A 21938-nucleotide genomic window follows, 5' to 3' on the forward strand; every position below is an offset into this window, starting at 1 on the left:
CATGGCGAAGAACCAGAAGTACCCCGAGAACAAGCACATCGCCTTCACCGCCGACAAGGCCTACAAGTCCGGTCAGGCTGTCGCGATCGGCGCCTACCGGGGTGTCGCTCTCATCGACGCCGAACAGGGCGACCGAGTCACCGTGTGGCTCGACGGCTCCTGGGAGATCGACGTCACCGGTGCCCTCACCGAAGGGCAGGTCGTCTACCTCGGCTCCAGTGGTCTCACCGCAACCGCGAACGACACCCCTTGGGGTGTGTCGAACCAGGCCAAGGCCACCGGCACCGGCCCTGCCGAAGTCGCACCGTTCGGTGCCGTCCCACCCGCACCCGCCGCCGGCGCCTGACCCCACCACACTCTTAGGAGATAACAATGGAACTTGATCTGCTGGCTGAGGCGGAATTCCGCACAGCCCCCAACATGAAGCAGAAGGTGCTCAGCGCCGCCAAACTGTTCAACGAAGCCCAGAAGGGCACCAACCTCGGACTTGCCCAGTTCCGTGAGGCCATGTCCACCAGCGACTTCCCGATCCTCCTGTCGAAGGGGTTCGAAGTCGAAGCCATTCAGGCTCAGAAGGACGCCGTCAAGGAGTACGAAGCGTTCGCGATCGAGAAGAAGGTTTCCGACTTCCGACCGAAGAAGCTGCGCGACCTGTTCGGCAACACCGAATTCGAAGAAGTCGGTGAAGGCGAAGAGTACAAGGCTGACAATCTCGACGAACTCGAGGTCGAGTACAAGGTCGGCAAGTACGGTCGCCGCTTCGGGTACACGTGGGAGCTCGCACTGTCCGGTGACTTCACCGAAATGGCCGACTTCCCCCGCCGTCTCGGCAACGGTGCCACGGAGCGTTCCAACCGGAATGTGTTCGAAACCTTCGTGTCCGAGACCGGCCCCCGTGCTGATTTCTTCGACACTGTCGACACGAAGCCACTCACCCCGGTCAATCTCCAGGACGCCGTGAAGTCGTTCGCCCTGAAGGAAGACCACCGTGGCGACCTCGTCGACACCACCGGCCTCGTGCTCGTCGTTCCCCCGACCCTGCAGATCGAGGCGAACAACATCATTAACGCAGCTGAACTCGAACTGCAGGTCACTGACGGAAACAAGGTCACGAAGACCCGCATGGAGAACCCATTCCGCGGACTCGTGACTGTGGTTGTCGCGAAGTGGCTGGCGAAAATCGATAAGTCGGCCAAGCGTGGCACCACCTGGTATCTGCTGGCGAACAAGTCCAGCGACCACTTCGCTGTCATTCACGCTCAGCTGCTCGGCCACGAGAACGTGGACATTCGGACCAAGCGCGACCAGGGCAACCGAGTTGGCGGCGGCGAAATCCCGTTCGAGGAAGGCTCCTACCACGACGACACGATCGACTTCCGCGGTCGTTCCGTCGATGGTGCCGCGAAGGGTCTCGTAGACGCTGATGGTAAGGCGCTCGTCGCCTACGCATCGACCGGTTCCTGACCCCATCTGAGCACGGGCCCCGCCCCACTGTGACCACCATCCAGCGGGGCGGGGAACGGCACAACCAAGGAGTTGTGATGGTCGACTACAACGAACCAGTGAGCCAGGTGCGGCTCATCATCGGCGACACCAACGCGGATGACCCAGACTTCGACGACGACCAGATCCTCGGCTTCCTCACCATTGCTCGCAACAGTGTCTTGCGGGCGGCTGCGGACGCCCTGGACGCGATCGCGTCGAACGAAGCACTCCTGTCGAAGAAGATCACCACTCAGGACCGCTCATCAGATGGGCCGGCTGTCGCGGACGCGCTCCGCAAACACGCGACAGCACTCCGGTCCCGGGCCAAGGAGGAAGAGGACACTGAGGACGACGAACCGTTCTTCGTAGCCTTCAACCTCGACGGGGACGGTTCACAAGAGGGTGAGGAGATGCGGTTATGACTCGCATCGCCCGCGGCCGCCTCAAAGTGATCCCCGACCATTGGGCGGACACACACCGCCCCACCGCGTACGGGTTCCTCACCGGCGAATGCACCGCATACACGCTCGGCGGTATTCCTGACTGGCCCGCACCGCAAGAACCGGAAGTCTCCCCGATTTGGGAGTCCGCGCCGTGCTCGGTGCAGTTCCTCACCCAATCGTCCCGACCAGTGTTGGTGGCTGATGGTCTCGAAGTCATTGCCACCCACCGGGTATCGGTGCCGATTGCCGCGAAATGGCTGCACTACGGAACCACGATCAAGGTGCTAGACAACCCGGACGACCCGAACTTGAACGGGCGAGAGCTCCAAGTGCTTGTGGCCGAATCGGGGACCACGAACTGGACACGCGACTACCTGTGCCAGGACGTGAACGGACAGGAAGTGAGGGCTGCGTGATGGTTTTCGACGCCAGTGAGCTCCGCCAGTTCGGCAACGACCTCACGAAGATGGGCGCGGACGCCAACCGAGGCGGACGGCTCGTCGTCGAGAAGACGGCCGCCAACATCTCCGGAGACGCCAAGAAGATCGCATTCGACAAAGGTGTGATCGACACCGGCAACCTCATCAACTCCATCGGCTACGACGTCACTCATCGACCCGGCGAATCTTCTGCAGAGATCGGACCCACGGTCGAATACGCCGGCTACAACGAATGGGGAACATCGCGAATGCCGCCCCGCCCATTCGTAGGACCGGCATTCGACCGCAGAATTCCGGGGTTCGAGAAAGCCCTCGGCAACATCGTCGATGGCACATGGAAGGGGTGAGCCAACACGGACATCATCACCCTCAACACCTGGACACTCGACAGGCTGAAATCGATCGGCGTTGACGTGCACGACGGGCGCGTCCCAGACAGTGTTCCCACCACGACCGGCGGCTTCATCCAGCCATACCTGGCCGTGTGGACCGAGCCGCTGCGCGAGCACGACGAACAACCACTCGACTACTCGAAGCAGGAGACCGCTGGGGCGCTCACGGTCACGGCCGCCGGCGCGACAGCGGGAACAGTTCGCAACCTCTCACAAGAGGTCATCCTCAAACTCCACCGCGCCCCCGCTCCCGGTGGGGGAGAGTACCGGCACGTCGAACCGTTCCTGAAAGTTCAGACCGACAACCAGATAAGCCCGGCGCGGCTGTATCTGCCACTGTCATTCGAGTTCCAGCAACCGTGAGGAAGACCGGACGATCACCCCTTCATCCACTTGCGCGCTTCAGTGAGTGACATGGACTCACCGGACCGCTTCATATGTGCCTGCAGCTCTGCTGGCGTGGACGAGCGATTTAGTCCCTCTGCGATCGCTTTCGCCCGCTTAACTTCACCGTCGGCAATTGACTTGATCACCTTGCCGGGATCTTTGTCCCACTTAGCCCCCAATTTTTCACTCCCTTGTGACAGATGGTGAAACCACTCTAATCGCACAACCCCGCAAGCCACGGCGAACCTGTGGCTTTTTCGTGCCCGAAAAGGAGTCGCTATGGCCGAAACCTTCGACCACTTCAAGAACGCCTACGACAAACGCACCGGGGACAAACTCCCGCACAAGGTGCCCGAGTCTCACTTCGCGATCTTCCCCGAAACGCTCTCACCCGCGGCGAAGCCGCAGGTCCGCAGTGCAGCCCCGACCCGACCCACCGCATCCCCCGAAGTCGCCTCAGTCGTTGAGGTCGTCAACAAGCAGGAAGGCAAGTAACCATGCCCACACCACTCGCAGATGGAAAGACCAAGGTCACCATCCTCCCCACCGCGCCCGCCAACCCGAAAGCCATCACCCTCGCCGAACTCGAAGCCGGCATCGACGCGTCCTGCGCGATCATGATGTCCGACTACAACGTCGGCGCCGCCACTTCCGAGTCCGTCGACGAGAAGGCCCTGTGCCAGGAAGGGAATGCCACCACCTGGGGCGCCAGTAACGGCACCATGGAATTCACCCTCTTCCTCGACTACGACGAGGACCACAAGCTCGACGTCACCTCAGACCAGGGCAAGGCCTACGAGGCTGTGAAGTTCAAGGGCACACAGGTGTACCTCGTTCAGCGCGAGACCTCGAAGACCTCGAAGGAAGACTGGGCGACTGGCGACGAGTACGAGTACTTCCACGGCATCGCCGACAATCCCACGCACATCGACCGCACCGGATATGTGAAGCGGAAGGTGACGTGCGCGTTCCAGGAGATGGAGCTCCACGGAGTCGTCGCCAGCACCACTCCCTGATCTTCGGATCATCCCCAAGACCCCAGTGGGCAGGTTCCTCCATGGCCTGCCCACTGGTCTACCCCGCACATGGAGAACCCCACAACTTTCACATGGAGGAACAGAAAATGGCTTTCAACCCCGACGATTTCATCGCAGGAATCAGCGCAGCACAAACCCCAGTCACAATCTTCAAGAACGCCGAAGCCGCCGGCCGCCTCCGAGCGGTCGAAACAGACCTTGCACTCCTCGGTGACGCTGACGAAGAGCAGACCCTCGACGCCGGTGCTGAGCGCGCAGAGCTGGCAGAGAAACGTGACCGTCTCCAGGCTGAACTACAGGACTCCGCGGAGGAGTTCATCGTCCAAGCGATTGAGCAGGACAAGATCGAAGAGATCACCAAGGAAGCCCGCAAGGCCGCGAAAGACCGGGCTGATCAGGCTGCCAAAGATGCTGCTGGCTATGCGCGTGAAGAGTGCAAGCGTGCCGAGATCGGCGACGGCAAGGAGATCCGCGAAGCCGTCCGCCGAGCATCAACCGCAGCGTCTGACGCTATCCTTCGCAAAGAAGCGGGCATCCACATCCTCTCCCATGCAGTCGTCACTGACGCGGGGGAACGTGCGTTCACTCCTGATCAGATGCGTGTTGTGTCTGAAAAGCTTGGTGATCCTCAGATGGACAAGCTTTACAACGCGTTCTACGAACTGACGAGCACCGATCCTGGAGAGCTCATCCCAAAATCGCGGAAGCCTGGGCCGACGGTCGAGGACTAAGCGCACTCACCGAAACCCGCGCAGCACGAGCATGGGGACAAGCCGTGTCCGTGTTGCGCGGGGAACGGAAGCCCGGGAAGAAGTGGTCTCAAAAGGACCGCGCCCTTGCCCTGGCACTCACCCTCTATGAGGCGGATCTATGCCAGGGGTGCGGTCAGCCAATGTCCCTCTCGTCCGGAGAGCACCCACACGACTACGAGGTCAGGAATACCCGATGCATGGCGTGCGCGGAGATCGAGGAATTCCAGGACTCCGGCAAGGCGAAGACCCTCGACAGTGGCACGAAAACCTACGTCGTTGTCGACGGCTGACTAACGCTTGAGCGCAGCCACCAGTCGCACGACGAGAGCAGCAAAAGCCGAACCGACCGCCACAAAAAGCGACACAGCCAAGAGGATCGTGAAGATCACCTGTAAGGCCACCGCCGACGCAGACGGAACCGCAAAGTGGCCCACGAGCAAGAGCACGAAATAGAGGACCGCGGAACAGATCGCAATCAAGAGAAGCAGAACCGAACGCTTCTTGAGCCTCGTGTATTGACGCTCCCTGCCGTCTGCCGTTGCTTTATCAGGCCGAGCTCCTGAGAAGTCAGTGACAGGTTTGTACGGATTTCCGTGCCTGCTCGTCCTGGCCATGGTTAGTCCTATTCATCCCGCTTGTAGTCCCCAAATCATATAGGAGGCCACTGCCATGTCCGAAGTTCGTAGCGTCTCCGCTCTGCTGTCGGTGAAGGTTAACCAGTTCAAGGCCGACATGGCCTCGGCAGGCAAAGCTGCAGTCGACGCCGCGAACAAAACGGAGACCGCCTGGGACAAGTCCACGACAGGTGCTGGCAGGGCCATGAAGGCGGCTCAGCAGTACAGCCAAGAAATGACTACCGTGGGCACTGGTCTCGCGACGTTCGGCGGCATCGTTGTGGGTGCACTGGGACTCGCCACGAAGGCGACAATGTCTTGGGAGTCCGCATGGACCGGCGTGATGAAGACTGTCGACGGCACTCCCCGTCAGCTGGCCGACATTCAGTCGGGCCTGCGTGATCTCGCTAAGACGCTACCCGCAACGCATGAAGAAATCGCAGCTGTCGCTGAGGCGGCCGGGCAGCTGGGTGTGAAGACCGATGATGTTGTGTCATTCACGAAGACAATGATCGACCTTGGGGAGGCCACGAACCTCACCGCGGAAGAAGCAGCAACCTCGATCGCTCAGATCACCAACGTCATGGGCACTGCTGGGAAGGACGTAGGCCGCTTCGGTGCCACGCTTGTCGAGCTCGGCAACAACGGGGCATCGACTGAGAAAGACATTCTCAGTATGGCCCAGCGCCTGGCCGGTGCCGGCAAGCTCGCTGGTGCTTCTGAGGCTGACATCCTCGCCCTGTCGAACGCGATGGCGTCTGTTGGCATCCGAGCGGAGCTCGGCGGCGGCGTGATGACGCGTGTCATGAACCGCATGTACGCCGACGTGAAGAACGGCGGAGAAGGCCTGGAGGAGCTGGCCCGCGTCTCCGGAGTCACCTCGAAACAGTTCGCTCAAGCCTACGAAGAAGACCCTGTCCGCGCTGTCGCGATGCTTACTGATGGCCTGAATGGCGTCAAGGAAGGCGGCGGCAACGTCGTCGAGACCATGAAAGAACTCGGCATCAAGGGCACCGAGGAAACCCAGGTTATGCTCCAGCTGGCCGGCGCCGGAGATCTCCTCACCGAGTCACTCGACATGGGCAAGTCGGCTTGGGAGGAAAACACTGCCCTCGTCCAGGAGGCATCGAAGCGCTACGAAACCGCCGAGTCGCGAATCAAGATTGCCGGAAATCAGATCAAAGACACTGCAATCACCCTGGGCGGCACTTTCGCTCCTGCGGTCGCCGGTGTTGTCGAAGGTGTTGGCGATCTTGTCGGGATCGTTGGCCAGGCGCCGGAGCCTGTAATCAAGCTCGGTGGTGCGCTCGCCGGTGTTGTTGGCTCAGCCTCCCTCGCTGCTGGCGGATTCTTACTTCTCGCCCCGCGCATCGTCGACACCATTGACGCAGTCAACACCTTGCGTACGAAGTCTGAAGCGCTGGACAAGGTTCTCTCACTGCCAGGCGCATCGAAAGCAAAGGGCGTAATCGGTGGAGTCACCAAGGCCGCCGTCGCCGCCACAGGTGCTGTCACCGCTCTGATCGCAGCAGGGGCGGTTGCAGACATGTTCGCCGGCAACGTGAAGAGCACGCAGGAACTGACGAACGCGCTCATCCAGCTCGACGATCAGAACAGCTTGAGTGTCGCGTCGCTGAACCAGTTGTTTGAGGTGACAGGATCTGGCGCGGCTCATATCAATGGATTCGGTGATGCCCTGGACATCATCAACCAGAACGGCTTCATGGGGTTCCTTGATAGTGCAGGATCCGCCTTTGGAATCTTCGACTCGAACGCCGAGCTAGCGAAGGACTCCATGGAAGCCATGGACCAGTCGCTGAGCTCGATGATGTCCGCGGGCAACATGGACATGCTCGAGTCGAACTTCCGGGCCGCCGCAGAATCGGCGAAGGAGTTCGACTATTCCGCAGGCGACGTAATCGCCAGCATGCCCACCCTGCAGGGTCAACTCATCGAGCAGGCCCAGGCCATGGGGTACGCGACTGACAACGCCACCCTGGCGAAGATCGCATTGGGAGATCTTCCCGTCAACGCGAACGCCGCGGCAGGCGCTGTCCAGGGCGTGGGTAGCGCAGCCGGTGAGGCATCGGACTCCTTGTCGGACATGCTCGACGGTCTTGTGGCCCTCGGACTCGCCAATCTGGATGAACGCGAAGCGATGCGGCAGTACGAGGCCGCGATCGACGCGGTTACTGACTCCATCAAGGAGAACGGCACCTCTCTCGACATCACCACCGAGAAGGGCCGCAACAACCAGGATGCCCTCGACGGTATCGCCAGCGAGGGCATCGCCGCCGCACAGGCTATGGCCGAACATGGCAGGTCTCAGGAGGATGTCCAGGGCCAGCTGCAGAACACCTACGACGACCTAGTCGCGGCCGGTAAGCAGTTCGGCTACGGAGGTGAGAAGGCCAAGAAGATGGCTCGGGAGATCCTCGAGATCCCCGACGGCGTCAGCGTGAAGTCATGGATGGACGACGCGGCCCGAAAAGAGGCGAAGAAGACCAAGGATGAAGTCAACGGCATCCCGAAGAAGGTCAGCGTCAATGTCGTCTTCAACGTCACTGAGCCGAAGAACGGCATAAAGAACATGCCGGAGAACCTGCTCAACCCGAACAGGAACCGGAGCAAGAAGCCGGGAAGCCTGAATCAGTGGGAACCGAACTACTACGGCAACATCCTCACCCCGATGGCCGCCGGTGGCTTCTCCGGTGCCGAGATGGTCAAGCCGAACACGTGGCGAATCGTCGGTGACCGCATGGACGTTGATGAGGCGTTCATCCCGCTCGACGGGTCTCGTCGCTCCTGGGAGATCATGCTCGAAGCTCTCAACCGTATGCCCGGAGCCATTCCCATGGCCAAGGGTGGAATCGCGTCGGCTGAGAAGTCGGTCGACGCGGCACAGGATCGTCTCCGTACGGCCCGTCGCGAGAAGTCTGATGCGAAGTCTAAGAAGGCGAAAGCGCAGGCTGACCGCCGCGTTCGAATCGCGGAGGACGAACTCGAGTCGTCGAAGAAGTCTCTGAAGGCGGCCAAAGAGAAGCAGAAGGCTGAGGAGCGTGCGGCGAAGATCGCCGCCGATCGCGCTAAGGAGGAGCGTGAACGTCGTGCCCGTGTGAACGATCTCCGCACGGATCTGCGTGTGGACCTTCGTCGCGGCAACATTCGTGACCAGGTGACCGGTGGTCTGTCTGGCGGCTACTCGGCCGTTGACCGCCTGTACGATCTGGGTTCGAATCAGGACTTGTCTCGTGGTTCGCGGTCGCGTGCGAATTCCTCGGCTCGGAAGTTCGAAGCGAACCTCCGCAGCCTGTACGCGCAGGCTGAGCGTATCGACAACCGGCTGAAGAAGGCGCAGGACAAGGCGACCGAGCTGAAGGGCATCAAGGACTCGGTTGCGTCCTCGCTGCTTGGTGGCCGTGACCTTGATGTGGGAACGTACCAAACCCGCGTTGATGGCCAGTGGCAGTCGCAGTCGAACCTCGGACAGGCCGCTAAGGGCCTGCGTATGGACGTCGGTGCCATGAAAGCGTTCGCAGGCAAGCTGAAGAAGCTCACCGAACTCGGCATTCCCGGCGCCATCATCCAAGAGATCGCACAGGCCGGAGTCGAAGAGGGCTCCAACATGGCCGACTCCTTCATCGGTGCCACCGCCGCTGAACGGAAGTCGTACCTGGGTGCATGGTCGGATTACGAGAAGTACGCCAACCAGGCCGGCCAGTACGTCACGGAAGGCTTCTACAAGGGAGGCTCCGCCGCCGCTGACGGTGTAGTGAAGGGCCTCGAGGGCAAGCAGAAGAACGTTGAAGCCGCGATCGCGAATCTCGCGAAGACCATGGAATCGACGTTCAAGCAGGTTCTCGGGATCCATTCGCCGTCACGTGTCATGTCTGAGCTCGGTGGGTTCACTGCTGAAGGGCTCGTGCAGGGCATGCTCGGTGGTGTTTCGGATGTTCAGTCTGCGGCCGCCGCACTTGGGTCGGCTGCTGTCCCGAACATGATGGCGTTCCAGCCCACTGACATGTCGATGGACGTGGGCGTGAACCCGGTCATGGCTGACGACGAGGGCATGGCGGGTCTTGCTATGCAGGACATGTCGACGACCACTCTCGAAGCCATGCAGGCGATGGGGCTCGCTGTGTCTGATGGGTTCGCTGGAATGTTGGCGAACACGCAGGCGGCGCAGGCGCAGATGCTCCTGGATACGCAACTCAACCAGACGGGCATGCTCACCGCGACACAAGCCGCGAACCTCGGTCAGCTCACTGACACTCAGGTTCAGCACGCCGCAATGCTGTTGGACACACAGACGCAGCAGGAAGCAATGCGGGCCACAGTGCTCGCAAAGCAGACGGGCCAGCGGACTGCTGCAACTGAGCAGCAGGAACTCATGCGGCTGATGCTCATCGACAAGCAGTCTCAGATGCTGTCGAAGTCCGCCACGGATTTCGAGTCGTTGAAGTCGACGACGGGAACAAAGTTCTCGGACATGCGGAAGAACACCGACGGCACCATGTCGGGCATGTACAAGGACTATGACACGCGTCTGGTCGACCTGAAGGGCATGAATAAACGCGGGTTCGAGTCCTTGCTGTCTACCTCCAACAGCAACATGGAGGGCATCAAAGACGGCATCAACGGGAAGATGGGTGAAGCGAAACCCGTTCTCGGAAACCGGATGAATGCTCTCATCGGTGTCCTGTCCTCGTTCACCGCCAGCGTGAACAAGGCTTTCGGTGATGTGGGCGTGAAACTCGACGCACCGAAGTCGCTGAAGTTCGCTGACGGTGGTGTCATGCCCGGGTACACACCGGGCAGGGACGTTCACCAGTTCTACTCACCCACGGCCGGAAATCTGCACCTGTCCGGTGGGGAAGCGATCATGCGCCCCGAGTGGACTCGCGCCATGGGCGGCGAGGCTGGCGTGAAGGCTCAGAACGATGCTGCACGTCAGGGGCGTCTGGACGATCTTCTGCATGCTCAGTCTCAGGCACTCGCTACTGGTGGCGTGTTCGGTCGCATCCCGGGTGTGAACGCGTTCGCGGATGCTGGTGTGTGGCGGAACCTTTGGGCGATCACCAGGGACCAGTTCCCGGACGCTCGCCTCACGTCCGCTTACCGTGGTGGTTCCCGCACAGTGTCGGGCAACGCTTCGTACCACTCCAGGGGTATGGCGATCGACGTGTCCCCGTCGATGGACATTTTCAACTTCTGGCGCAATAAGTACGGTGCGAACCTCGCCGAACTGATCTACTCGCCCGCGAACGGCAAGCAGATCAAGAACGGTTCGAACCACTACTACACCGGTGCCGTCCGCGGCATGCACTTCAACCACGTCCATATCGCCGCAAGGCAAGCATTGTCGGATGCCATGGCTGGCGGGCTGCCGGGTATGGGCGGGGCAATGTCTCACCCGTTCCTTGATCGTGCTGGTGTGACTGCCGGTTCGGACTTGCAGGCTTCCTACGCCAAGGCGGCCGAGAAGCTGACCCAGCAGATCTACGCCAAACACGCCAAGCAACTCCCGGACGGGATTGCCGGACAGCTCGGTAAGGGCATCATGTCCCAGGTCTCCGAGAGCCTGATCGGCAAGGCGAAGGAGTACGGCAAAACCACTGCCGTGTCCGGAACCACTGCCGGCGACCCCGCAGTGAAGGCTGCTGTCCGCAAAATCGCGGAGCAAATGGGGTGGGGCAAGTACTGGGGCGACATTGACTGGTTGGTGAACAAGGAGTCCTCGTGGAATCCGAACGCCGCTAACCCGTCCTCGTCGGCCCGAGGCTTGTTCCAGAAGATGACTTCTCTGCATGGTCCTGTTGAGGACACGGTGGAGGGTCAGGCTCGTTGGGGTTTGAACTACATCAAATCCACGTACGGGAATCCTGCGAAGGCTCGTGCTCATCATCAGCGTTCCAACTGGTATGAGGGCGGCACAGAGCGTGCCAAGAAGGGCCTCGCAGTTGTCGGTGAGGAGGGCCCGGAGCTCGTCAACTTCCAGGGCGGCGAACAGGTTATGTCGACCGCGGATTCGATGAAGTTCATGGCCGCGAACCGCACCTACATTCCGACACAGTCGTGGCCGTCGTTCGATGCGTCCGCGTTCACGGATGCTGTCGCTCAGGCGGTACAGGGCGGAGGGGTCACCCCAGAAGCCGTGGCCGCGGCGATGGACGGGATTCGGATGACTTTCGTCACCGACTCCGGCCAGTTCACTGGCGCTGTCCATGCCGCAGTCGCCGCCGGTTACGACCAGTCACGGTCACGTTTGTCGAAGTCGTCTCAGAAGATCGGAGCACGCTAAATGGAACTCCACAACGGCGAGTTCGCGATCAACGGGTACAAGTTCGGGTGTGGGCACAACGCCAACGTGGCCACTCTCAACGCCACCGGTATCAGGTGGCGGGTGCAGGACCAACCGAACCCGGTCGGGGATGACATTCTCCTTGGACGCGACTTCATGGACCCTCAACCGATCAAGTTGGGGGTCTTCTTCAAGGGACAGACAGCCCAGGAGGTGGCCCAGGCTGCGGCGGAATTCGCCAACGCCTGGGCCACCGCCCGTGATCGGAAACCGGGGGAGTTGTCGGTCCTCGGGATCGGTGTCCACGGTCGCACTGTCCGCGCTTACGGGCGTCCCCGCGACCTCGACATTGATGACACGGAGATCTTCGCCCGCCTCCACGCCGACGGGACCGCGGTATTCGACCGCAAACACGCACTGTTTTACGGCGACCCCGACTCTGGCGGCGGGGGAGAGGTCACACTCTCCATCACCCCGCCACAGTCTGCAGGCATCAAGTCACCGATGCGGTCACCGATCGTCACTCTCAAAGGTGGCATTCGCCAGGGCATCGTCACGAATCCCGGCTTACGTTCCACGACCGATGTCACGATCACCATCCGCGGCACCGTCAACCGGCCCGTCGTGTCGGGCAATGGCTGGGAGATCGAACTCAACACGAACCTCGCCTACGACCGGTCAGTCGTCATTGACGCCATGAACAAGACCGTCACCCGCGACGACGGTGTGTCCCTGGCCGGGAAGCTCACCCGGAAGTCCCGACTCGATCAGATCCAAGTCCCCGCTGGGGCATCCGAGTTCACATTCCGTGGCACCTCCGTTGACGGGTCTGCCACGGCCACTATCCGTTGGGGTTCCGCCCACACAAGCCTAGGAGCATAACGATGGCCCTTTACCCTGTCCCATGGTTCACCACCGGCGGTGTCGAAGGTGAAGGCGGTGCAGAGAACTACGGTGAACTCGCACGAGCGGATTCGTTCATTGGTTCAGCCGGTGCCACGGGCATCATTGCGCCCACCGATTTCAAAGTAGTCCAAACCCCTACGCCTGGCGCTGCGGTGCGCGTGCGCAAAGGCACAGGCGTGATTGCGTCGACCTACCCCAACGTTTTCGGACAATCGTACGTGGTGCAGGAACAGTCCTTCACCGACGTTCCTGTTGCAGCCACCGGGTCATCGGGCGGCGCGACAAAGTACGTGTACGTACTCATTGAAGACACGCAGTACACCGGTCAGGCGCCCGTCTCGGTCGAGAACGGCCCGTACAACTCGTATCAGGTGACCACGACTCTGCCGCAGTTCAAGCCCTACCTGCTGCTGGCGAAGATTGAACAGCCGAAGTCCACGGCCACGATCACGAACGCAATGATCACTGACCTGCGCGAGATAGCGAACCCCCGCACCTACCCGACGCTACGGGTGAACGCGCTGACGAGCGACGAGGCGGAAACGCTCACAGCTACAGCTGACGCAGGTGAGTGGTTCCCGAACGCAGGCGGCGGACAGGTCATCAAGATCCCAGAATTGGCGACCAGGGCGATTATCGAGGCTGAGTGGTTGCAGGTCAACGAGCGCAAAGGCAACTCATATGGCGGCATCTGGGTCGAGTTCGGCCCCTACGTCACCTCCGGCGTCCGCCAGTACGCGACCTCTCATTTGCGGTGGAACTCGTCCACGGCGGGGGACAACGCTCGCAACACTTGGAAGTGCGCGGACGAGGTGTATATCGACCCGAGCATTCGCGGCACTGAGCAGTGGTTCGCTATGAAGGCTCGAATCTCTTATGCGTCGGCGAACGCTGCTCGCCCTCAGATGGACAACCATTCAGCCGCGTTGCTGAAGGTGACGTTCCTGCAGGTTCCCGATCCATCTACATCCTGACGAGGAGATCTCATGTCTGAGTGGCGCTACATCGCCGCCCGTCTCAACGGTGACGGTACTGAGACGTTCCTGAACTGGAACCTCCCACTCTCTGATGTGTCCGTGCAGGAGTCTTTGTCGGGGCATGGGGGACTTGATGCGAAGATCACTCCCGAGGTTGCCAGCCTGAAGGATGATGACGGTAAACCGATCTTCGTTCCCTGGTCGACTGCGATCTATGCGGAAGCGTCCGGGCAGATCCGTGGCGCCGGCATCGTCACTCAACTGCCCATGGATGGGCCCACCATCAATCTCGACTGCATCGGCTTCTCCGGCTACCTGGAGGGCCAGCCGTGGCTGGGGGAGGACAAGTACGACACTGCCGATCCTCTCGTGATTGACCGGTACATCATCGAGGAGTTCCAGAAGAAACCGTTCGACCTCGGCCTTGTTCCTGCTGGGGCGAAAGAGTCTCAGCGTGTGCAGTTGTCGGAGACAGTGACGGGGAAGAAGGAACTGTACTACCTCGCGTACTGGCAGACCCTCGACCTGGACAAGGAGCGGACCCAACTGGCTGAGATTGGCGGGTACGAGTGGACGGTCAAACACCGTTGGGCAGATGGTGACCAGGACCGTATCATCCACGAGATCGAATACGGGTACCCGAAACTCGGATCACGCCGCACCGACTCGAGGTTCGTTGTTGGGGAGAACATTCCCGACAACAGTCCCGCCACGGACGACGGCGACGAATACGCATCCCACGTCCTTGTACTCGGCTCCGGGCAGGGCCGCAAGATGGTCCGCGCCGAGGACTCGAAACCCACGAAGCGCCTGGGTCGATGGAAGGTCGTTTCCGACAAATCGATTGGCAAAGACCAGGTCGCGAAGACTCGCGTCGCTTCGGAGTTGAAAGCCCTGTCTGGTGAACTCGACATCACTGAACTCACCGTGTGGGATCACGACAACGCGCCCGTCGGCACGTATCACGCTGGCGACGAGATCCTCATCCAATCCGGTGTCGGTTGGGCTGACTTCGGTGATTTGTGGGTACGCATTCTCGGCGTCATCCATCACCCGGAGAAGAACACTTCCACATTGCAGATCCGCAGATCGGAGAAAATCACATGAGCTTGTATTCGCGTCTTGACCGGCTCGCTGCTGATGTTGCGCGTCTGGACCGGCAGCTCACGTCGGTGTCGAACCACCCTCAGTCTCAGCGCACCAGCGTCGAGGGCGGCTCCATCGACTTCAACGATGACGACGGGAACCTCATGGCGATTGTGGGTTCTCAGGACGACGGCGGCAACACCATCAACGTCATCTCTGGCCCCACCCCACCCACACCGGTCGGGTTCACAGTCGACGTCGACCACGGCAAGTTCATCGTCCACTGGTCCGGTGACTTCGAGGGAGACGCGCTCGCCCCTTCGGATTGGTCGCGTGCTGAGGTGCATGCCTCCCAGGATCCGTTCTTCGTTCCGTCCAGGGCGACGGCTCGTGGGTCGATTGTGTCGGCTGCGGGTGGTGAGGTGACGATCGGTGTTCTCAAGGGTCCGTGGACGATCAAGATGCTCGCCTGGTCGCAGGCGGGAAAGATGTCTAGCCCGTCCGTCCCGGTTGATGTGGAGGTGCCGGGGTACGGGGAGATCGTGCTCGAGGAGATCGACGCGGCACAGACCCGGATTGAGAACGCTCGCGCAATCCTTGTCGACGGTCAGGAAACTCTCGGCACGAAACTCGACGAAGCAGACACTGCGCTCGCCTCGTTGCGTGATTCCCTGGACAACCTCGATTCCACAACTCTCCCGGCATTGCGGCAAGACCTTGATGCGGCTGAGGGGCGGTTGGATTCTGCTGAGGGTCAGATTACGGATGCGTTCGGTCAGTTGGATGCTGTGCCGGGGCAGATCAGTGATGCTCGGCAGGCGGCAATTGATGCGGCCGCAGCTGATGCACAGGCGAAAGCGAACGCGGCACGTTCTGCCGCGGAAGCCGCAGCCGCGCAGGATGCCCTGAGCAAGGCGAATGCCGCACGGAATGCAGCTATCGCATCGGCGTCGTCTGACGCACAAGCCAAGGCTGAAGCCGCACGGCAGGCTGCCGAGACTGCGGCGAAAGCTGATGCCAAGGCTAAAGCTGACGCGGCTCAGGCGGCTGCCATTGCTGCCGCTGCTCTCGACGCGACTCAGAAGGCTAATTCAGCACAGTCAGCCGCTGAGGCGAAAGCCGCAACCGCCCAGCAGCAAGCTGACCTCGCCAACGACAAGGCTCAGGCCCTGATCGAAGCTGGACCGAACATCATCGTCAACGGTGACTTCGAGAACCCGAGCCCGAACATCTGGCCGAACACTACTTATCAAACTGGCATCAGCGTCGTGTCTGCAGACCATGCGCGCTCAGGCGCTCATGTGATGAGAGCAGACTCGACGACCGGAAACCGATATCCGCTAACAGACTGGCGTGATTCTGCCGCCGGACGAATCTACTATGCCGAAGTCTGGTGCTATCACAACGACACCGACATGACCCTGCGCGGCCGCGTTTCGTTCTACGCTCAGGCACAACTGAAAGACGGGTCGACCCCGGGATTCTACGGGGCGGATCTAGACGGAAAAGCCGTCTACATCTACCAGGACCAGATGACTCCTGGTCAGTGGAACAAGATCGCCGCGTACATCACCACACCAGCTGACACTCTGCGTATGCGGGTGGCCCCACACGTGTTGCGGAACGAAACGCCGTACGACTTCGATGACTTCAAGGTCATTGACGTGACTGAGGCTGTTGGCGCGCTTCGGGAGGCGAGGGCGGCGCAGGCTCGTGCGGACGCCGCTCACACCGCCGCCGGGTCTGCACAGGCCGCCGCGGATGCGGCAATGAGTGCCGCGAACGGTCTAGCAAAGGTCCTGCATGGCACGACTGTCGCTACGGGTACGGCACCGAACGGTTCAATCTGGTGGCAGCACCAGGGCACGCTGTCAGGTCCGGTGATCGGTCAGTGGAACCGGGTGAACGGATCGTGGGTGTCGACACCCATCAGTTCGGAAGCGATCGCGAACCTAGATGTTGGGAAGCTCACGGCTGGTGCCGCCGAGCTTGCCACAGTCGTGTCTCAGAAGATCGCGGCCGCTGTCGGTCGGTTCCTCGAACTTGATGTGGGACAACTCACGGTGACGGGTGCGTCGAAGCTTGTCAGTGTGGTCGCGGAGCAGATCGCCGCCGACGTGGGCGAATACGTGAAACTCTCAGTCGGCCAGCTCGTCGCCGGTGAGGGTGTCATGGATGAAGCAGTCATCCAGAAACTGTTCACCGATGTCGTGGTGGCCGGCATCTCGCAGGCTGAGGAGTTCATCGGTGAGAACGCGCTACTGACGAACTCGGTCACTGCTCGGAAGATCGTGGCGTCGGAAGAGCTGTGGGCGAAACTGGGTCAGTTCGTGAAGATCAGAGCCGAACACATCGAGTCTGATGCCCTCGACTTCATGGTCGCTCGAGGAGGCACCTACCTCACGTCGGGCGGCAACGGTTCGTGGTCAGACAACGGCTTATTCATTTCCGGCCCGGACGGCACCTCCCTCGTCCGGTTCCCCACCGACGGAACACCACTGAGCCTGACAGCTTCGGACGTGCAGATCGACCGCGCATCGATCGGTGAACTCGACACCACGCAACAGACAGTGCGATCCGGTGGCACGGTGACCCTCGCATCCGGAGTGACAGCGCCTGCATCACCGCCCGAGTTGACGGCGGCGTGGCAGCGCGACGTGGTGTTGAATGCACCGAATCCTGGCCTCGCCTATGACTGGACGGGTCTGGCACGGTGGGGCGACAAGTGGGTGCGTGGGGTCAACGTCCTCACGACCGCCGGGGATGACCTGGACGCAATCGAGCTGTACAACCCGGACGGAACACTCAACAAGACCATCAAAATCGACCTGAACCCTCGCGCTGGCGTAACTGTGATTGGCGACATCGTGTACACGATCGGACCCGACCACGTTGCTCGGCCCGGCGCGGAACGACAGTGGTGCCACGGCTTCAATTTGAACACTGGGGCCCGAGTGTCCCGGTGGGAGTTCACTCGCTTCACGGCATCCGGGCAGAAGCAGTTCGCTGTCGGTACGGACGGGACGAACCTGTTGACTGCTGGTGTGACCCCAACTCCGAACCTGTACGTCATGAAGTACAACCCGGCCACGGGGGCGCAGATCGGTGGTACACCGAATCCCCCCTCGACGGGTGGAGACCTGATCGATTTCGGATGGGACCTCCCCGCCCGCGACTTGTTCGGGGTGCGCCAGTCCGGGAACGACCTGTTCGTCTCACACGTTGGCGGAACCCGAATCTACACCGTCTCGGGAACGACGATCACCCGCAAACCAGACACCAACAACAGCGACGGTCTGGCAGGCTTCGCTCACGAGAACCGAAGTTGCGCCGGAGTTGCCTGGGTGTCGGGCATCCCGCTTGTTGTTGACCCCCAGGGGCGCATCCTCGAAGGGTCGAAGTTCGGGTCTGATGCCTCGATTCAAGCGTGCGTGACGTGGGTCAACGGGTCACAGGAAACAACAGCGTCCCCGCAGGCGACTCTGAACGTTCCCGCACGCGCCACACTCAGTGTGTCACTGCCGAAGCGTGCGGGGTTGCAGAAGAATCTGTATCTGAAATCTAGTCAGTACGGTGGCGGTTGGGTGAAGGTCACGATTCCCGAAACCACCACGTCGGTTGTCCTTGATGAAGTACTGGCAGGCCTCGGCCAGCTGCCCGCACAGAACACTTTCCCGGCCTCGACCCCTGCAGTTTTGAAGTCGGGCAATGGGGGATTCGAAGCCAGAGGCGACGGATCCGGCAAGTGGGGGCCGCTCACGTTCGGCGCGGACGGGTCGATGACGGGAATACGGAAAACAGCGTCGGGGACCCTCGACATCACTCCGATAGCGGCGAACACTCCCCGCGAAGTGTGGGTGACGTTCCCCGTCGGCCGCTTCACCACACCCCCAACAGTGGTTGTCTCAGCACGTTCGACAGTGCCCGGAACTCGAGTAACAGGTGTCGGGTCGGGTGGGCAGACAGCTGCAGGGTTCAATGCCTATCTCACCAGAACCGACACAACCACTACCGGCTTCAACTGGATAGCAATCGAGGAGGGCTGATGTACGCGACCTGCGAGACAACTGGTTGCGGGAACGCCTGGCAACCCGTTCCGGTGCCCCCTGACATGACCGTCATCTGCGGCGTGTGCGGGCAAGAAGTCACCAACATCACCGACATCAAACCACAGGAAGGGACGGTGCTGCCGGAATGGATATCCGAGATGCTTCAGACGCAGAACTCTGCCGGTTTAAAACCATGATCGACGGGGAACTGGATCGTCGGCAGACCTTGGCCACGGCCGAGAAGCAGGCGACCGAGCTCAATAACGCCTACCTGGCAGCGGCAGGCGTCGAACCCGGCCAGGAGTGGAAGCAACCGACCTCGGCGGTGGATGCATACCCGAAAGACTGGGAGGTCACGTTCGAGGGCAAGACCTTCGTCAGCCTGACACCCGCAAACGTGTGGCAACCACCGACCGGGTGGCGCGAGGTTGTCGAGGAAGGGGCACCTGAGTGGGTGCAGCCGACTGGCAGCCACGATGCCTACAGCAAGGGCAACCAAGTGACCTTTGGCGGTGAAGTATTCGAGTCCGTTATCGATGCGAACACATGGAGCCCGGAAACCTACCCCGCAGGATGGAAGGCAATCTGATGGACCGCACCTCTCGAATCCTCCGCACAGTCGGCTCAATCGTCTTCCTCGCGGCCGGGGCCTTCTACGTCTTCGCCCCGCCGAACACCACCACGTCATTCTTCGACACCCCCGCACCAGCAGTGGCGTGGGGGTGGGTGTTCGCGGCGGGGGGATTCGTATCCCTCCTCGGTACGCTCTCCCGGATCGTTCACGTGGAACGACTGGGAGTACTCTTCGTCATCGTTGCCGCCGCCATGCTCACTGCCGGCCAATCCCTCGTTATGTTCGGATCAGAAGAAGTCACCTGGACCCGCGGAGGCGGCACCCTCGTCTATTTCGGGTTCGGCCTCTGGGCCTTCGAACGCTGGTGGAAGCTCGGCCGTGATGAGAGAGCAATCAACGATGTTGCAGATGCGAGGTAGAGATGGATGCGGAGATCATCAAGTTCATCATCGGTGGTGGCCTCACCGTCCTCGTCGGAGCAGTCGGGAAGTTCATCTACGACCTGATCCAGGGCCGGGTCATCAAGGAAGACTCCGCGGTCGCCCAGTGGAAGGGCATCGCCGAGTCGCGGCTGCAGGAAATCCGCGAGCTCCGACGCGAGCTCGGCTGGTACCGCGGTGTCTACCCGAGGCTCTGGCACGCCTACGAACGTCTCGAACCGCCGGACAAAGAGAAGTTCCCGACCGTCCCACCACCACCCGATCCCATCCCGGACAGCCCCTCCCAGTGAGGGGCTTTGTCATTGCCCGAAGGAGGCAACCATGAACGCTGAACCCTCAGCCAAGACCGGATACACGGTGCTTGCCGGCGCCGCAGTCTCGATCCTCGTATGGATCGTCACCACCGTCGCCAAGGTCGACATCCCCGCCGAGATCGCCGCGGCCGCAACCACGCTCGTTGCCGGCGCGATCGCTATGCTCGTCCCGGCGAAGTCCGGCACCTACATCACCACCAACCCCGACGTTGACCGCGACTGGGATCCCGCTGTGCACGGGTCCATGTCCGACTTCGCCGACGAAGTAGAGGAGGCCTGACGTGTGGCTTACAGCACTGGCGACGATCGCCAAGCGCACCGGATACCCGGTCGTCGAACGGGCCGGATGGAAGACTCGAGGACGCGCACCGATGTCCGGCGCGAAGTCCATCATCTGCCACCACACCGCCGGCGGACCGTCCGGGAACTACCCGTCGCTGGGTGTCGTGCAGAACGGTCGAGCAGGCCTCCCCGGCCCCCTCGCCAACTACGGTCTCGGGCGTGACGGCACCATCTACGTCATCGCCGCAGGCCGTGCCAACCATGCCGGTGTCGTCGACACCACGGCGCACTCGAACTCCTACGCCATCGGTATCGAGGCAGAGAACACCGGGCGCGGTGAGAAGTGGTCGAACGCGCAGATGGACGCCTATGCGAAGCTGTGCCGTGAGCTCTGCGACCACTACGGCATCCCGATCTCGCAGGTGCGAGGACACAAGGAAGTCGCACGCCCGAAGGGTCGCAAGCCGGATCCTTCCTTCGACATGGCGGCGTTCCGCAAGATGGTCAAGGCACGCAAGGGAACAGGCGGCAGCTCCTCAACCACCACCGGCGGATCCTCGGGCGGCACGTACAAGACCGTCGCCTACGGGAAGACCCTCGGCAAGTGGGACAAGGGCGATCCGGTACGCGACTGGCAGGACTTCCTCGTCGACCAGGGGCACAAGCTCAAGGTCGACGGCTACTTCGGTGACGACACGGTGAAGGCCACGAAGTCGTATCAGAAGAAGGTCGGCGTGAAGGCTGACGGCCTCGCCGGCACTGACACGTGGGCCAAGGCCAAGGCCGACGGGTTCACGTGGAAGCGGAAGCCGAAAGCGTCCGCCCCGAAGTCTGACCCGTTCCCGCTGCCGAAAGGCCACTTCTACTACACAGAAGACCCCCGCAACACCGTCCACTCCGGCTACTGGGAGAAGGACCGTGCCGCGATCCGCAAGATCCAGAAGGCCGTCGGCGCGAACCCTGACGGACGATACGGCCCGAACACGAAGTCGAAGGTGCAGGCGAAGCAGCGCAAGCTTGGCGTCACTGCTGACGGCGCTATCGGCGCGACCACCTGGTCGAAACTCTTCTGACCCGGCACCACTTGACCCCCACCGCATTACGCGGTGGGGGTCTTTGTCGTGTGCGAGCTGATTCGTAGTATTCTGCCCTGCTTGTGTCTCATACTTGTGGATAACTACGAGTGATTGGATGAAAGCCATGGTCGATGAAGAGCGAATTCGCAAAGCAGTCGAGGAGGAGCTTTGGAAGAGGGGAGTTCATGAAGGGCTGGCGCCTGCGGTCGCACCTGGTGCATCTGCCTTGACAATCGAGGAGCACGAGCTGGATGTTGCTCAGCTTCGCGAAGAGTTGCACGACAAGTTCAGCCGCGAATTTGCCGCGGAGGAGGAGTCGCGACCCGACGAGAGCAACCCAAGGAACTGATAGCGAGTGAAGCAAATAGCCCCGACCCCACCTA

24 protein-coding genes are annotated in these 21938 nt (G+C 61.3%); 22 read left to right on the plus strand and 2 right to left on the minus strand.

Annotation, left to right across the window (positions count from 1 at the left end):
* The first annotated feature begins 1 nt into the window (after window position 1).
* The 10 genes from HIM68_RS07325 (at window position 2) to HIM68_RS07370 (ending at window position 5226) form a co-directional block, all read left to right on the plus strand.
* Complete coding sequence (locus HIM68_RS07325) at window positions 2-346, plus strand: DUF2190 family protein (protein ID WP_172171025.1); 345 nt, start codon at window positions 2-4, stop codon at window positions 344-346.
* A gap of 26 nt (window positions 347-372) precedes the next feature.
* Window positions 373-1464: a hypothetical protein gene (locus HIM68_RS07330; protein WP_172171027.1), complete on the plus strand. Its 1092-nt coding sequence runs from the start codon at window positions 373-375 to the stop codon at window positions 1462-1464.
* Between the two features lie 77 nt (window positions 1465-1541).
* On the plus strand, window positions 1542-1907 hold the full coding sequence (locus HIM68_RS07335; protein WP_172171029.1) for a hypothetical protein: 366 nt from the start codon (window positions 1542-1544) through the stop codon (window positions 1905-1907).
* Window positions 1904-2344, plus strand: coding sequence for a DUF6093 family protein (locus HIM68_RS07340; RefSeq protein ID WP_172171031.1), 441 nt, complete (start codon window positions 1904-1906; stop codon window positions 2342-2344). The genes HIM68_RS07335 and HIM68_RS07340 overlap by 4 nt, the downstream gene beginning before the upstream one ends.
* Entirely contained in the window at window positions 2344-2715 is a 372-nt protein-coding gene (locus tag HIM68_RS07345; protein WP_253903846.1) for an HK97-gp10 family putative phage morphogenesis protein, read from the plus strand. Before HIM68_RS07340 ends, HIM68_RS07345 begins: the two co-directional genes overlap by 1 nt.
* 66 nt (window positions 2716-2781) lie before the next feature.
* A complete protein-coding gene (locus HIM68_RS07350) occupies window positions 2782-3123 on the plus strand; it encodes a hypothetical protein (protein WP_172171035.1) in 342 nt (113 codons plus the stop codon).
* Between the two features lie 303 nt (window positions 3124-3426).
* Entirely contained in the window at window positions 3427-3642 is a 216-nt protein-coding gene (locus tag HIM68_RS07355) for a hypothetical protein (RefSeq protein WP_172171037.1), read from the plus strand.
* 2 nt (window positions 3643-3644) lie between these two features.
* The gene (locus tag HIM68_RS07360) at window positions 3645-4163 is read left to right on the plus strand and encodes a hypothetical protein (protein ID WP_172171039.1); all 519 of its coding nucleotides are present in this window, start codon (window positions 3645-3647) and stop codon (window positions 4161-4163) included.
* Between the two features lie 107 nt (window positions 4164-4270).
* Complete coding sequence (locus HIM68_RS07365; protein ID WP_172171041.1) at window positions 4271-4915, plus strand: hypothetical protein; 645 nt, start codon at window positions 4271-4273, stop codon at window positions 4913-4915.
* 161 nt (window positions 4916-5076) lie between these two features.
* Window positions 5077-5226 (plus strand): hypothetical protein, encoded by a 150-nt coding sequence (locus HIM68_RS07370; protein ID WP_172171043.1) that lies wholly within the window; start codon window positions 5077-5079, stop codon window positions 5224-5226.
* Here HIM68_RS07370 and HIM68_RS07375 read toward each other — a convergent pair whose 3' ends face one another.
* Window positions 5227-5550, minus strand: coding sequence for a hypothetical protein (locus tag HIM68_RS07375; protein WP_172171045.1), 324 nt, complete (start codon window positions 5548-5550; stop codon window positions 5227-5229).
* 55 nt (window positions 5551-5605) lie between these two features.
* Here HIM68_RS07375 and HIM68_RS07380 point away from each other — a divergent pair, with 55 nt between their 5' ends.
* From HIM68_RS07380 to HIM68_RS07395, 4 genes are read left to right on the plus strand one after another with little or no spacing between them, the layout of a single operon-like run.
* On the plus strand, window positions 5606-11851 hold the full coding sequence (locus HIM68_RS07380; protein WP_172171047.1) for a phage tail tape measure protein: 6246 nt from the start codon (window positions 5606-5608) through the stop codon (window positions 11849-11851).
* Window positions 11852-12733, plus strand: a complete 882-nt coding sequence (locus HIM68_RS07385) for a hypothetical protein (RefSeq protein WP_172171049.1) — start codon at window positions 11852-11854, stop codon at window positions 12731-12733. It begins immediately after the preceding gene.
* A gap of 2 nt (window positions 12734-12735) precedes the next feature.
* Window positions 12736-13731 carry a hypothetical protein gene (locus tag HIM68_RS07390; RefSeq protein WP_172171051.1) on the plus strand — a complete coding sequence of 332 codons (996 nt, stop codon included), beginning with the start codon at window positions 12736-12738 and terminating at the stop codon, window positions 13729-13731.
* 12 nt (window positions 13732-13743) lie between these two features.
* On the plus strand, window positions 13744-14841 hold the full coding sequence (locus tag HIM68_RS07395) for a hypothetical protein (RefSeq protein ID WP_172171053.1): 1098 nt from the start codon (window positions 13744-13746) through the stop codon (window positions 14839-14841).
* On the opposite strand, the gene HIM68_RS07400 is transcribed toward HIM68_RS07395, so the two are convergent.
* Entirely contained in the window at window positions 14784-15167 is a 384-nt protein-coding gene (locus HIM68_RS07400; protein WP_172171055.1) for a hypothetical protein, read from the minus strand. The two genes, HIM68_RS07395 and HIM68_RS07400, sit on opposite strands and share 58 nt — an antisense overlap.
* 195 nt (window positions 15168-15362) lie before the next feature.
* Here HIM68_RS07400 and HIM68_RS07405 point away from each other — a divergent pair, with 195 nt between their 5' ends.
* The 8 genes from HIM68_RS07405 to HIM68_RS07440 all read left to right on the plus strand — a co-directional run bounded on the left by HIM68_RS07405 (window position 15363) and on the right by HIM68_RS07440 (window position 21904).
* The gene (locus HIM68_RS07405; protein ID WP_172171057.1) at window positions 15363-18866 is read left to right on the plus strand and encodes a hypothetical protein; all 3504 of its coding nucleotides are present in this window, start codon (window positions 15363-15365) and stop codon (window positions 18864-18866) included.
* Complete coding sequence (locus HIM68_RS07410; protein WP_172171059.1) at window positions 18866-19066, plus strand: hypothetical protein; 201 nt, start codon at window positions 18866-18868, stop codon at window positions 19064-19066. The genes HIM68_RS07405 and HIM68_RS07410 overlap by 1 nt, the downstream gene beginning before the upstream one ends.
* Window positions 19015-19458, plus strand: a complete 444-nt coding sequence (locus HIM68_RS07415) for a hypothetical protein (RefSeq protein WP_172171061.1) — start codon at window positions 19015-19017, stop codon at window positions 19456-19458. The genes HIM68_RS07410 and HIM68_RS07415 overlap by 52 nt, the downstream gene beginning before the upstream one ends.
* Window positions 19458-19862 carry a hypothetical protein gene (locus HIM68_RS07420; protein ID WP_172171063.1) on the plus strand — a complete coding sequence of 135 codons (405 nt, stop codon included), beginning with the start codon at window positions 19458-19460 and terminating at the stop codon, window positions 19860-19862. Before HIM68_RS07415 ends, HIM68_RS07420 begins: the two co-directional genes overlap by 1 nt.
* 2 nt (window positions 19863-19864) lie before the next feature.
* Entirely contained in the window at window positions 19865-20173 is a 309-nt protein-coding gene (locus HIM68_RS07425; protein WP_172171065.1) for a hypothetical protein, read from the plus strand.
* 31 nt (window positions 20174-20204) lie between these two features.
* Window positions 20205-20477, plus strand: a complete 273-nt coding sequence (locus tag HIM68_RS07430; protein WP_172171067.1) for a hypothetical protein — start codon at window positions 20205-20207, stop codon at window positions 20475-20477.
* A 1-nt stretch (window position 20478) separates the two neighbouring features.
* Window positions 20479-21552 carry an N-acetylmuramoyl-L-alanine amidase gene (locus HIM68_RS07435; protein WP_172171069.1) on the plus strand — a complete coding sequence of 358 codons (1074 nt, stop codon included), beginning with the start codon at window positions 20479-20481 and terminating at the stop codon, window positions 21550-21552.
* 118 nt (window positions 21553-21670) lie between these two features.
* Entirely contained in the window at window positions 21671-21904 is a 234-nt protein-coding gene (locus HIM68_RS07440) for a hypothetical protein (RefSeq protein WP_172171071.1), read from the plus strand.
* Window positions 21905-21938: the final 34 nt, after the last annotated feature.

Origin of the sequence: Brevibacterium sp. CT2-23B (assembly GCF_013168765.1) — a bacterium.
GTDB classification, from domain to species: domain Bacteria; phylum Actinomycetota; class Actinomycetes; order Actinomycetales; family Brevibacteriaceae; genus Brevibacterium; species Brevibacterium sediminis.